General features: G+C 68.5%; 13 protein-coding genes. 9 read left to right on the top strand and 4 right to left on the bottom strand.

The features are described 5' to 3' along the window. Positions 1–274 precede the first annotated feature (274 nt). On the bottom strand, positions 275–967 hold the full coding sequence (locus IF19_RS1000000137410) for a hypothetical protein (RefSeq protein WP_136975133.1): 693 nt from the start codon (positions 965–967) through the stop codon (positions 275–277). Between the two features lie 315 nt (positions 968–1282). Here IF19_RS1000000137410 and IF19_RS0110845 point away from each other — a divergent pair, with 315 nt between their 5' ends. Together IF19_RS0110845 and IF19_RS0110840 are read left to right on the top strand one after the other, a co-directional pair. Next, a complete protein-coding gene (locus IF19_RS0110845) occupies positions 1283–1858 on the top strand; it encodes a hypothetical protein (RefSeq protein ID WP_136975132.1) in 576 nt (191 codons plus the stop codon). 470 nt (positions 1859–2328) lie between these two features. Continuing rightward, entirely contained in the window at positions 2329–3534 is a 1206-nt protein-coding gene (locus tag IF19_RS0110840) for a restriction endonuclease (protein ID WP_234313201.1), read from the top strand. Between the two features lie 60 nt (positions 3535–3594). Here the strand turns inward: IF19_RS0110840 and IF19_RS0110835 are convergent, their stop codons facing one another. After that, positions 3595–4878: a DNA sulfur modification protein DndB gene (locus tag IF19_RS0110835; RefSeq protein WP_030119527.1), complete on the bottom strand. Its 1284-nt coding sequence runs from the start codon at positions 4876–4878 to the stop codon at positions 3595–3597. Positions 4879–5605: 727 nt separating this feature from the next. Between IF19_RS0110835 and IF19_RS0110830 the strand changes: the two genes are divergently transcribed. Both IF19_RS0110830 and IF19_RS0110825 read left to right on the top strand, forming a co-directional pair. Continuing rightward, positions 5606–6274: a GCN5 family acetyltransferase gene (locus IF19_RS0110830; protein WP_030119528.1), complete on the top strand. Its 669-nt coding sequence runs from the start codon at positions 5606–5608 to the stop codon at positions 6272–6274. A 54-nt stretch (positions 6275–6328) separates the two neighbouring features. Next, on the top strand, positions 6329–7189 hold the full coding sequence (locus IF19_RS0110825) for an inositol monophosphatase family protein (RefSeq protein WP_050493828.1): 861 nt from the start codon (positions 6329–6331) through the stop codon (positions 7187–7189). A gap of 120 nt (positions 7190–7309) precedes the next feature. On the opposite strand, the gene IF19_RS0110820 is transcribed toward IF19_RS0110825, so the two are convergent. Next, on the bottom strand, positions 7310–7933 hold the full coding sequence (locus IF19_RS0110820) for a histidine phosphatase family protein (protein ID WP_030119531.1): 624 nt from the start codon (positions 7931–7933) through the stop codon (positions 7310–7312). 174 nt (positions 7934–8107) lie between these two features. Between IF19_RS0110820 and IF19_RS0110815 the strand changes: the two genes are divergently transcribed. From IF19_RS0110815 to IF19_RS0110800, 4 genes are all read left to right on the top strand, one after another. Beyond that, positions 8108–8326, top strand: a complete 219-nt coding sequence (locus IF19_RS0110815; protein WP_030119532.1) for a hypothetical protein — start codon at positions 8108–8110, stop codon at positions 8324–8326. Positions 8327–8330: 4 nt separating this feature from the next. After that, complete coding sequence (locus tag IF19_RS0110810; protein WP_030119533.1) at positions 8331–8675, top strand: hypothetical protein; 345 nt, start codon at positions 8331–8333, stop codon at positions 8673–8675. Between the two features lie 11 nt (positions 8676–8686). After that, the gene (locus tag IF19_RS0110805) at positions 8687–9154 is read left to right on the top strand and encodes a DUF7144 family membrane protein (RefSeq protein ID WP_030119534.1); all 468 of its coding nucleotides are present in this window, start codon (positions 8687–8689) and stop codon (positions 9152–9154) included. A gap of 75 nt (positions 9155–9229) precedes the next feature. After that, positions 9230–9454 (top strand): DUF2277 domain-containing protein, encoded by a 225-nt coding sequence (locus tag IF19_RS0110800; protein ID WP_030119535.1) that lies wholly within the window; start codon positions 9230–9232, stop codon positions 9452–9454. A gap of 53 nt (positions 9455–9507) precedes the next feature. On the opposite strand, the gene IF19_RS0110795 is transcribed toward IF19_RS0110800, so the two are convergent. Next, the gene (locus tag IF19_RS0110795) at positions 9508–10317 is read right to left on the bottom strand and encodes a DedA family protein (protein ID WP_234313202.1); all 810 of its coding nucleotides are present in this window, start codon (positions 10315–10317) and stop codon (positions 9508–9510) included. 198 nt (positions 10318–10515) lie between these two features. Here IF19_RS0110795 and IF19_RS0110790 point away from each other — a divergent pair, with 198 nt between their 5' ends. Beyond that, positions 10516–11313, top strand: a complete 798-nt coding sequence (locus tag IF19_RS0110790) for a superoxide dismutase family protein (protein WP_031012841.1) — start codon at positions 10516–10518, stop codon at positions 11311–11313. Positions 11314–11441: the final 128 nt, after the last annotated feature.

Genomic DNA, 11441 nt, shown 5'->3' with positions numbered 1-11441 from the left:
TCGACCCAGGCAGAGCCGAGCAGTCGCGGCCCAGGGCGTCAAGGTCGTTCGTACAGTGGCGCGCTCCACCTTGACGCCCTGAACCACGACCGCTCCACGACGTGTGGGTCGAAGGCGGACGGGATGGGAACCGGGGTGAGTGGTGGGTTGAGGTAGTGGAAATCGGCCGAATTCGAACCGGAAAACTTAAATCGAGTGAAGCCGAGTTCCATTACCTTAGCTGCCAAACAAGGCATGGCAACGACAGCCGCTGAAAGAATGGAGCTGCTGCCGATCAGGCTTTGGGAGAGGGAAAATATATTTCTCCCTCCATCATCCCCCGCATGATCTTCGGCCCGAACATCCGCCCGGTAGCGATCCAGTTACTGAACTCAACAAGGTCATCCATGACTTCGTCGTAGGCGGGATCCCCCATTCGCCATCCCTGAATCAATGTGCGCGGCCGTGTCTGCATGATCGTAAGCATTGTGTCGCCGTACGGCCATCGTGCAAGAGCTCCAGAGCGAGCCAAGTGGAAGCAAGTACTGCTTGCATCCGTGTTACCAACTTCTAAGGGCGACCAGCCAGGTGCGATGGTGTCGGGTTGAGACTCGTTGTCGCTTGGATCATTGAAGTGACCACTCAGGGGGTTCTCCCAACGCACTAGCCCGTCGTCGTCTGCTCCACGCTGATCAGGGTCGACGGTAGCCGATATGCCTTCGGGAAGGAGGAGAAGCGCCTGCTGATTGGCCTGACGCTGAGAATCTTGCTTCGGCTGAGCGCCTACTTCGACTTCCGAGATGGTTAACAGGCCTTCCATCCAGAGGCCTGCAAGGCAGCGAAGGGAGAACAGTTGCCCCATGTCCCAACCACTGAATGGCTGACCCAACACTGCAATCCGCTCGGACCATTCGGCGTCGCGTGTCCATCGATACATGCCGGCAAGAGCTTGTGAGCCCCACTGAGTCTCGGCCCATGCTTCGGCCATGTGGTCGGCTGCCCGGCGATGGATACTGCGTCCTCGTTCCACACCGAGACCCTAGGTGGAGGCACTGACATATGGCGTTGGCGGGCTGGTTGTCAGTACAGCCGCGGAGTACCGCAACCCCAGCACCCGCCCCGGTCCGCTACCGTCTCTACGGGGCTTCTTGGAGGCTGGAATGGCCGTAGATGACCGATCCGGCCAGAGCTACGGATCAGAAGGCTCCCGCGCCCGATCGGCCGGCAACCAGCAGGGAACCGGGGACCAGTGACGGCCGCAGTAGCCTGCGAACATCACATAGTGCATAGGCAAGGAGTCCGAGTGGAAGTTCTCAGTGCCCGCATCGCAGTCAGGCTGACATCCGGTCTACACAGGCCACCCCGCGAAGCTTGGACTCTGTCACTGATAGAGATCGGGGTGCCGGTCGAAGGGATCAAGGAGGACTTGGCCACCCTCACCACTCTCGACGGCGAGCTCGACTTCCCTGTGTCCAACTCACTGTCGGTGCAGACCTCTGAGACGAACTGGGGAGCGTCTGGGTCGTTTGGAGAGTTCATCCTGGAGCTCTCGAGCGATGCCCTAGGCGGCGCCGGCGGTATGGGCATCGGAGCTGGCATCGGCTTCCTCATCTCCAAGGTGAAGGGGCGCACGCAGAGCGCATTCCCTAGTCAGCCACTTGATCGTGCGCAGGCAGCGGAACTAGTCCGGACTCACATCGCACTGCACTACACGGAGGTGGGTGAGGACCTCATCGAGATCGCCTCGTCCTTCGCATTGGACACGGGCGTTCACGAGTTCACCTTCAAGAGCCCGTCTGGTCGCGAGTACGGCGGAACGGCGGGCGAGATCTCAGGGGCTCCCACCTGCACGAGGGTGTGGTACAAGGCGGAGGCGTAGCCCCAGGCGAGGCTCTCCTGCGTGTCTAACTGCGTGACAACGCCGATGGACTGCGGTGGACACACGCATACGCCTGCGGACCTCTACAGCAGGTGAGGGGCGTATCGGCCCAAGGTCGAAGGCTCCTTGAAGTTGCTTCGGGACGAACAGGTCAGCACTCAACGCCGTGCCCGGGCAATCACGGTGAATGGCGGGCGTCGAAGGGGACCTCTGAAGGCTCCCTCGATGCCCGTCATTGCTGGTCAGGGCGGCGCAACAAGCTGGAGAAGCGTTGATTCCCAAGCTCAGGGGCCCTCTACGAGTCTGGACCGCCTGTCAGTGCTGACCGCTACGGTCATGGTGATCGTCAGGCCAGTTCTGTTGTGGGGGTTCATGTGGGTGGTCAGTTGCGTATTGGTCAGGTCTTTCGCTATGCGACTGGCAAGGACCCAAAGCCGGCGACGATCGAGGGGCACCCTAACTTCCACCACGTGACTCACTCGCCGGACCGAGCCAGGGCTCTGCTGGAGGCTGGGATCAACGGCATGGCCAAGGTCCGGACATCGGCCGGCGAGCGCCGCCCAGTGATTCTCATCCGGTCGAGTCCCTGGAAGGCTGGCTCAGAGCAGACACCTTGGCACGACGTTTTCGACATGGACAACGGACACGTGCGCTACTTCGGGGACCACAAGGCCACAACCACCGCGGCGCCAGGCAGGACCACGGGCAACGCGGCCCTGCTCGATGCCTTCACCGGGCACCAGGGGCACACGCCTGAGGAGCGGGCAACTGCCGTCCCGCTGTTGTTGTTCCGCGCAGTATCGCGCAGCGGGAAGGTCAAGGGGCACGTCGAATTCTGCGGACTGGGCGTGATCGAGCGGGCGGAGCGTCTAGTGCAGTGGAGCGGCAGCGACCACGCGACGTTCACGAACTACGTCTACGACATCGCCCTCATCGACCTTACTGCTGAAGACGACACGGTGTCCTGGGCTTGGATCGACTCTCGCAGAGACAAGACTCTGGCCGACGCGCAGACGCTCGAACTCGCGCCAAAGGCTTGGCGAGAGTGGGTCAAGCACGGGCACTCAGCCCTGCCCAGACTTCGCCGGCGGGTCGCCCGGGCCAAGGTGACCAAAGTGCCCGAGCAGCGGGCTAAGCCCGGGACTGTTGAGGCCAAAGACCTGGAGCTGATCTACAATCACTTCGACGGGCGTAAGCACGACTTCGAGGCAGTGGCCTCAGCAGTAGCAGCACGGGTGCTGCGTGGCGCCGGGAACAGCTACGTCGAAGGGTGGCTGACGCGTCGATCAGGCGATGGTGGTGCCGACTTCGTAGGCCGACTCGACATCGGCAGCGGTTTGGCTGGCACCAGCCTTGTCGTCCTCGGGCAGGCCAAATGCGTCAAGCTCGACAACCTCGTCACCGCGGAACAGATCGCCCGTGTCGTGGCCCGACTTCGCCGCGGCTGGATCGGCGTGTACGTCACGACCGGGGCCTACTCCGTGCCGGCACAGACAGAGATGGTCGAAGACCAGTACCCGATCGTCTTGATCAACGGCTTGGAACTGGCCAGGGAACTTAGGGGCATGGCCCGGGACGATCACGGGGGAGATCTGGAAGCGTGCCTCGGTCACATCCTCACCCATAGGGAGATCGCGATCACGAACCGACGCCCAGAAGAGATCTTGCTCGAATAGCCCGCAAGAGCGAGGCCCCTCTACTTGAGTTCCGGAGAGGCCTCGCTGCTGTCCGATCGATCAGATGGCGGCAGGCGCCTTCTTGTACCAGTCGGTGATCACCTTGGTCAGGTGGATGATGTTCTGCTGGCGCATGATCGGCGCGGAGGCGTTGGGCTCGAAGTCCTCGTTCGCCGCGGTGGTGCGCCAGATGCTCTGCTCGGTGACCGGGGCGCCCATGTGGCGGTCGAGCCGCTTGAAGAACTCCTGGATGTCACCGTCGTCAACTCCGTCCTCCTTGAGGTTACGGTAAACGCCACCGAGGACGCGGAGCATACCCACAGAGCCGAGGAGGGAGGACACGCGGAGCTGCATCGCCTTGGTGGGGGGAGCTGGCGGCTCGTTCTTGCGCTTCTCAGAGAGGGAGGGGTGATAGTTGTCGACGTCTTCCTCGGTGATCGCCGCCAGGTCGGTGAAGACTGTGGAGATGACGTCCAGGAAACCGCGGACACTCTCAATGACCTCGTTATCGGTGAGGGACTCAACCTTCTTGTTCACGCGCCCAGCGGGGCCAGCGATGACGGAGCGAGTGATGTCGGCGACCTGCTTGGCACCCATAAGGTTGCGGTTGGTCAGGGTCATGCGGTCGCGCTCAACGTCGATCTTTCCTACGAAGAGGGGGTGGGCGACGATGTCGGTCAGCGTTCGATTGGCAATGCGTGAGGTGTCGAATCGGGCCCGGACGGCACCGGAGATGCCCTTGGCGTTGTCAGCGACATCGACGAACATCTGCTGCCCGCGGACGCCGTCGACTTCCACATAGATGTCGACGCCGATGAACTCCTCCTTGAGGCGCTGGAGTCGGAGGATCAGGGCTTCGCGTTCCTCTTCGAGCTTCTGCTTCTTGATTTCGTTGGCACGGACCGTCTCTCGGTCGATGCGCGCGATCTCGTCCGTAATGCGCTTCTTCTCCAGGTGGACCCCGAGCACGCGGTGCTGGCCGTCGATCGTGATCAGACGCCCGATGCCTCCAATGGCCCACGGGACGGTGAGGTACCCGACAGTCCCGTCCGCGCTGATCGGCTCGAAGCGGCAGCCACCAGTGTCACGAATGAGGAGGGCCGGGGCGACCCAACCGGGGTTCTCCGCCAGGTAGCTACCGAAGCCCTTTGCGTGATTGGGGTCAACGCGGCGGTTGTCCGGGTCGGGCTTGGCCGGGTCCGGGATCGAGAGGATCACCGGGAGCTCCGACAGAGGGATACGGGTCGTGTAGACCGTGCGTCCTCCCTGCGTGGTCCGAATCGCCAGGTAGGTGGACTCCTCGCGCGTCAGCGACAGGCGAGAGGGGTCAACGGTGATGGTCACCTACAGCATCCTTTCCGGGCCAGCAACTTGATGTCTGGCCGCGATAAGACGCAACCATAGGACTCTTGCTGGCTATTCAGCAGCTTAATCCGTTAATTGGCGCATTTAGAGCGTTGCATGTCATATTGCTTCACTGTCATGTCGATACTTGATCGCATGATGAACACGGACGCGATCCGTTCGCTGTCCTGTCGGTGCGTCAAGGCAGGGACGATCAAGCTCGTGCCGCTCGCGTGCCAGAACGGGCGGGGCGTGTCACGAGTAACAGGTGCCTACCGTGAGGGCACGCGTTGTCCAGGCGAGACGACGCGGCCGGAGAATCTGCCGCTCTGTGGCGGTCCGCTGGTCGACACACTTGGCGCGGGGGAGAGGGAGGGGGCTGATTGTCGAGAGAACCAGGGAAGTCTGCCCAGCTCCGCGGATATCCCTCTGACATCCAACAGTGACATCAACGAGGGTGGACGGCGGCATGCAACAGCAGACTTTGGTGACCATCGGATCGGCCGACGAAGGCGCCATGGAAGAGGAAAGGCCGAACTTACAAAGCAGATGTCGGCGGTTCGAAACCGTCCGCGCCCACCAGCCAGAACGCCCCCGGCCCATCGTGGCCGGGGGCTTCGGCGTTTCTCCGCCGGGCTCTGTGCCGGAGTCTCCCCGTGTGGTTCCGTGTCTCCGACCGGAGGCACGGCGACGACGTCGGCGGACGGCCCGGCACACGGGGGAATCCATGGGGCAGACGCTGGGCGAGATTCTGGACGAGGCCGCCTGCGGGCGCTTTCCTGAGGCTGACGGGGGCACGACGGTCGTCCGGGCGCCGAACGCGCGGGACACGGGGGTGATCGCCTTCACCGCGCACTCCGTCGTGTTCACCGACGAGGATCCCGAGTGGGTTTACGCCCTGCTGGACGGTGCGGACTGCGACGCGCTGGCCGCGACCATGCATCCGCGATTCCTGACCGCGCTCCTCGACCGCACCGGGCGGGTCACCGACACCATCGACCTCCTGACCGTGGCCACTTGGCTTCCCGGGGCGGCGGAGACGGAGTTGCGGGAGGTCACCGACCCTGTGCACCCGAGGGCGGTGAGTGCCCGCAGGCGTCGGGACGGGGTGCGGGTGTGGGAGGCCGACGGCGGAGTGCTGGTTCTCGGGCGCGGGGTGGCCGACCGCTGGGAGGTGGCCGTCGAAGTGGACGAGGGTGCCCGCCACCGGGGGCTCGGCCGGGAGTTGGCTGTCGCCGCGCGGCACCTGGTGCCGCCGGGCGAGCCGCTCTGGTCGCAGCAGGCCGCCGGAAACGCGCGCAGCATCCGGGCGTTCCAGGCCGCCGGGTACCGGCCGGTCGGTTCGGAGGTGCTGTTGCATCCCGGCGGGCCCTGGCGTGAAGGCGCGCGTTCCTGAACGCCGGGACCGGGGGGCGTACGGTCGAGGTCGCCCGTGGCTACGCTGCTTGTCATGATCGAATCAGCGGCGAGTTCGACGGACACCGAGGTGGCGGTTGCCGCCGCGCTGGCCGGGGCCGACGTCGTGCGTGCCCGGTACCGGACGCTCCACTCCCGTATCGACAAAGGGGGCGGGGACTTCGCCACCGACGTCGACGTGGCGGCCGAGGAGGCCGTGCTCGGTGTTCTCCGCGCGGCTCGGCCCGGGGACGCCGTGCACGGTGAGGAGGGCGGCCGGCGCGGGGCGGTCGGGGCGGCGAGGGAGTGGCTGGTGGACCCGTTGTGCGGGACGCTCAACTACGCGGTCGGCTCCCACCTGGTGGCCGTCAACGTGGCGTTGCGCGGCGGTCCGGCCGCCGTGGCCGATCCGTTCGGCGGTGACGTCTTCCTCACGGACGGCGGCTCGGCGTGGACCCGGTCCGGCGCGGGGCACGACGTACCGGCGTCGCCCACCGGCGATTCGCGGCTGGTGGAGGTGAACCTCGATCCGCCCTTCCCGAACGCCCCCGCGTTCCGGGCGGTCGGCCTCCTCGCGCACCCCGGGTTCGTCGAGCACTTCCGCCCGCGCGTCGTCTCCACGTCGCTCGCGCTGGCCTGGGTCGCGGCCGGCCGGCGGGCCGCCTACGTCACCGACGGCGCCGACCTCGCCGAAAGCGTGCACTTCGCCGCCGGGATCGCGCTGTGCCGGGCCGCCAGTTGCGTCGTCACCGGGATCGACGGGGCTCCCCTCGGGGCAGGGGGCCGTGGACTCGTCGCCGCCGCGGATGCCGAGACCCATGAGCTGCTCATGTCGATGGTCACGGGCGGCGAAAGCGGTGAGAGCCGTGAGAGCCGTGGGTGTGAGGCCGGTGGGGGCAGCGGAATCCGCTGCTGAGGCGTGGTCCCCGGCCGCGCTTCTCCCGGCCCGGCCCGGTCCGGCCGGAGCCCGTACATACGGTCCCTCCGCCCGGGGCGGGGCGCGTACGTGCTGCCTGCCCCGCCCCGCACGCCCCGGTCAGACGTGCAGTTCGGGCGGGAAGCCGGTCCAGCGGAGGTCGGCCGGCAGGTGGCCGGTGTCGTTGTACAGCAGCAGGGACGGCGCGCGGCCCGGCGCGTAACGGATCACCGTCAGACCGGCGTTGGTGTGGTTGAGGCCCAGCCAGCGGTGGGGTGGGGCCTCCAGCGCGGCCCGGACGAGCCAGGCGGCCAGGAAGTTGTGGGTGACGAGGAGTTCGTGGCGGGGCTCGTCGCCCTCGACCGCTCCCGTGAACCGTGCGAGCGCCTCCCGCGCCAGCCCCGGTCCCTGCTCGCGCTCGGCCGCCGGGAAGCCCGCCAGCCGGGCGAGCGTCTCGTCGGCGGACTCCGGCGGCAGCTCCTCGCGGCGCGGCAGGTACGGCAGGTAGTCGCCGGCCGGTTCGGAGCGCACCAGGGGCGCCCCCGCCAGATGTGCGCCGATCAGCCGCGCCGTCTCCTCGGCGCGTGGCAGCGGCCCGTGGTGGATCGCGGTGATCGGCGTCCCGCTGAGCCGCTCCCCGAGCAGGGCGGCCTGCCGGCGGCCCGCTTCGGTCAGCGTGCTCTCGTCCTCGGACGCCTGACCGTGGCGGGTGATGTACAGGTAGCGGGCGCCGGTTGCCGTCATGGGCGGACCCTCCATGGTGCCGTTCATGATCGCCGTGATGCCGTTCATGATCGATCGTATGAATGTCTGCATGGACGTCGGGAGGGCGCGGACCGGTTCCGGGCCCCCGGCCCCGCCCGGGGGCCCTCCGGGCCCCGGGATGCGCGGGGGCAGCGCTCGGGGCACCGTGGAGGCATGGCGAAGCACCCGCCCGTGATCGTCCATCCGCCCTCCCCGAACGGAGGACGGCGGGTCACCGTGCACGGACAGATCGTGGGCCTGGCGCACGGACGGGGCGAGGTGGCCGCGCTGCTGCGGGCCGTCGGATTCGCCCCGGGGCCCGACGAGGCCGTCGAGCTCGACCGCCCCGGCCTGATCGAGTGGCGCGGCGGCGACCTCGACACCTGGGGGTGATCCCGTGAAGCGTCGTCGCACGGTGCGCGAGAGCGCCACGATCGAACCGCCGCCCGGCTACTACACGGCTGGGGGCGACCCGCCGGACTCGGCGCAGCGCACGCTGATCCTCGACTGGATCGTGAGCCGCCGCATCGCGGGCGGCTGGCGCGTCGAATCACGCTCCGGCAGCCAGGTGGTCCTGGTGCGCGGCCACCCCGTCAACCACGTGCTGCACGCCTTCCTCACCGTCTTCTCGTGCTGCGCGTGGGGCGTCGTCTGGGCCGTCGTCGCCATGGTCAACCGTGTGGAGAGGCAAGCCCTCACCGTCGACGCACAAGGACGCGTCGTCACGGTCAGCGCGCCGTGAAAGGAGTCCCCATGTCGCAGTTCAACGCACCCACTCCGGGTGCCCAGCGCCCCGCCGAGCCCCCTCCGGGCGCGGATCCCGGCAGCCCGTGGGCGGCGGGCGGAACGATGTTCGCCGGAGTCCTGCTCCTCGTGGACGGCATCCTCGGGATCCTGAAGGGCATCGCCGGCATCGCCTCGAACGACGTCTACACCCGGATCAACGACTACGTCTTCAAGTTCGACGTGACCTCGTGGGGCTGGATCCACCTCGTCCTCGGCGTGATCCTCGTCCTCGTGGGCGTCGGCATCCTGCAGGGGGCGACCTGGGCCCGCGCCGCGGGTGTCGTACTCGCCTGCCTGAACCTCGTCGCCAACTTCATGTGGCTCCCGTACACCCCGGTCTGGGCCATCGTCACCATCGCGATCGACGTCTTCGTCATCTGGGCCCTGTGCACCGACCGGTGGGACGCCGACCGTACGAGGCGTACCGCCGGCTGAGCGAGCGCGGCCGGTCACCGGTGCTCTCGCCGGTGACCGGTGTCGGTTGTCAGTGGGGCGGTCCACACTGGAGACATGTGCCGCAGCATCAAGACGCTTCGCCCGCCGGCTCTCCCCGAAGAGGCCACCGAGGAGGACATGAGAGCAGCCGCCCTCCAGTACGTCCGCAAGGTCTCCGGGTTCCGCGCGCCCGCCGCGCACAACCGGGAGGTGTTCGACCAGGCCGTCGACGAGATCACCGCTTCCACGATGAAGCTGCTCGACGGTCTCGTGGTGCGCGGCGCCGCCGCGCGCGACTGACACCGGCTGTCCGGCTGCCCCGCGGCCCCCGGGAAGCCGGGGGCCGCGTCCCGTCAGCGGGCGGAGGACGGCTTGCCCAGGGGACCGGCCCCCGGATACGGCGTCGGTACGGGCACGAGCGGCAGCGCCGCCGCGGCGGCCGGAGCGACGGCCGTCGACGGCGGTACGGAAGCGTGTCCGGGCCCGGGGGCCGGGATGTCGGCCTCCCGGACCGCCGGGCCGCCCGCCGTCGCCGCCTCGGGGCCGGAGTCCGTCGCCGGGCGGCGGCGCTTCACCATGAACGCCGCCAGCGCACCGGCGGCGAACAGGGCCAGCACGGAAACGGCCGTGCCGAACCACGTCGAGCCCAGCCACCGCCCGCCGTAGTAGCCGAGCCCCACGCTGTAACCCGCCCAGGCCAGACCTGCCAGCGCGGACCACGGCAGGAAGTCCCGCTTCCTGCGGTGGGCGGCGCCCGCGCCGAGCGAGACCACCGAGCGGCCCGCCGGAGCGAACCGGGCGATGATCACCAGCGCGCCGCCGCCCCGGCTGAGCGCGGCGCCGAGACGTTCCTGCGCGCTGGTGAGACGCCGGGAGCGGGCGATGGCCCGGTCCAGCCGGTCGCCTCCGCGCCAGGCGAGCCGGTACGCGACGAGGTCGCCGAGCACCGAGGCGGTGGCCGCGCACAGGACGAGGACGACGAGCGAGGGGACCTGACCGCCGCCACCGCTCACGGTGGTCGAGCCGGCCGCGGCCGCCGTGGCGGCCGTGATGACGAGAACACCGCTGGGGAGCAGGGGCAGGAAGACGTCCAGCAGGACGGAGAGGGCGACCACCGCGTAGATCCATGGACTGCTGGTCAGCGCGCCCACACTCTCCAACACCGTCTACTACTCCCCGATCGTGTCAACGCCGCGACGTCGCAGGGGAGCGGCAGGAGCGGCAGGTTCGGCTTTACAGCGTACGCGTGAGGGTTCCCCGGCCTTCGCCCAGGGCGGTTGATGTTGTCCAGGTCACGTACACCTTGCGGCCGTGTTCCCGTTAGGCGGGGTGAACATTCCGGCACGGACGAGGAGCAGCGTATGACGGCATGGATGCTACGCACGGAAACCGGCCCGGCGCACCCGGCTTTCGAACAGTGGAAGGCGGAGCGGGAGGGCGGGGCCTCCGCGCGGGAGCGGGGCGCCTCCCGTGTGCCGGGCGGCGGCGGGGCCCTCCGGGTCCCGGGTGTGCTGGTGGGGGCCGTGGCTCTGGCGATGCTGGCCTGCGGCGGCGGTGTCGCCCACGGGGCGGGCGACGGCGGCCGGTTCGGCGCCGCCACCGGCCATGGCGCGCACGGCGCACCGGTCGGGGCGACGTCGACCTTGGGGGCCGGCGGTGCGGGAGACCCGAGCCGGAGGAACGATGCCGTCACCGCCGGCGGGAGTTCGTGGACGCGGGCCGCCGGGGTGTTCTCGCCGCCCGGATCGTTCGTGCCGTCCGACGCGTTGACGTACGACACCCGGCTGGTGCCGGCGGGCGCACGCGTCGAGATCACGGAGTTCGCGGATCCGTCCGGCACCCGGGTGGAAGCCCGGCTGCGGGGGCTCGTACCCGGCCGCGCCTACGGGATGCACGTGCACACCTCGCCGTGCGGCGCCGATCCCGCCGCCGCCGGGCCCCACTACCAGCACCGCCCGGCGGCGACCGCCGATCCGGTCAACGAGGTGTGGCTCGACTTCCGTACCGACGAGGACGGTGACGGGAGCGCGAAGGCGCGGCAGGACTGGGTGTTCCGGGAGGGAGGTGCCCGGTCGGTGATCATCCACGACCGCCAGGGCGGCGCGGGGGAGCGGGCGGCCTGCTTCACGGTTTCGTTCGGCCCCCGGGCGCGTGGGTGAGCGGGCCGGCGCCCCGGGACCGGGGCCGGGGGGCGGGGTGACCTGACGCCCCGCCCGGGAAACGCCGTGCGGCGGGCTCCCGTCCCTCCTGTGGTGTGGACGAAGGGGGCCCGCCGCACGGTGCCGAT

It is taken from the genome of Streptomyces californicus (genome assembly GCF_000717645.1).
GTDB lineage: Bacteria > Actinomycetota > Actinomycetes > Streptomycetales > Streptomycetaceae > Streptomyces > Streptomyces californicus.
Note: the sequence above shows the minus strand (reverse complement) of the source record. Positions and strands in the feature narration are given on the sequence as shown.

What these genes read in the sequence shown, in the direction of transcription:
- IF19_RS0110790 (WP_031012841.1), top strand. Translation starts at nt 10,516, where the DNA reads ATGACGGCATGGATGCTACGCACGGAAACCGGCCCGGCGCACCCGGCT.
- IF19_RS0110820 (WP_030119531.1), bottom strand. Translation starts at nt 7,933, where the DNA reads ATGACGGCAACCGGCGCCCGCTACCTGTACATCACCCGCCACGGTCAG.
- IF19_RS1000000137410 (WP_136975133.1), bottom strand. Translation starts at nt 967, where the DNA reads ATGGCCGAAGCATGGGCCGAGACTCAGTGGGGCTCACAAGCTCTTGCC.
- IF19_RS0110800 (WP_030119535.1), top strand. Translation starts at nt 9,230, where the DNA reads ATGTGCCGCAGCATCAAGACGCTTCGCCCGCCGGCTCTCCCCGAAGAG.
- IF19_RS0110825 (WP_050493828.1), top strand. Translation starts at nt 6,329, where the DNA reads ATGATCGAATCAGCGGCGAGTTCGACGGACACCGAGGTGGCGGTTGCC.
- IF19_RS0110815 (WP_030119532.1), top strand. Translation starts at nt 8,108, where the DNA reads ATGGCGAAGCACCCGCCCGTGATCGTCCATCCGCCCTCCCCGAACGGA.
- IF19_RS0110830 (WP_030119528.1), top strand. Translation starts at nt 5,606, where the DNA reads ATGGGGCAGACGCTGGGCGAGATTCTGGACGAGGCCGCCTGCGGGCGC.
- IF19_RS0110805 (WP_030119534.1), top strand. Translation starts at nt 8,687, where the DNA reads ATGTCGCAGTTCAACGCACCCACTCCGGGTGCCCAGCGCCCCGCCGAG.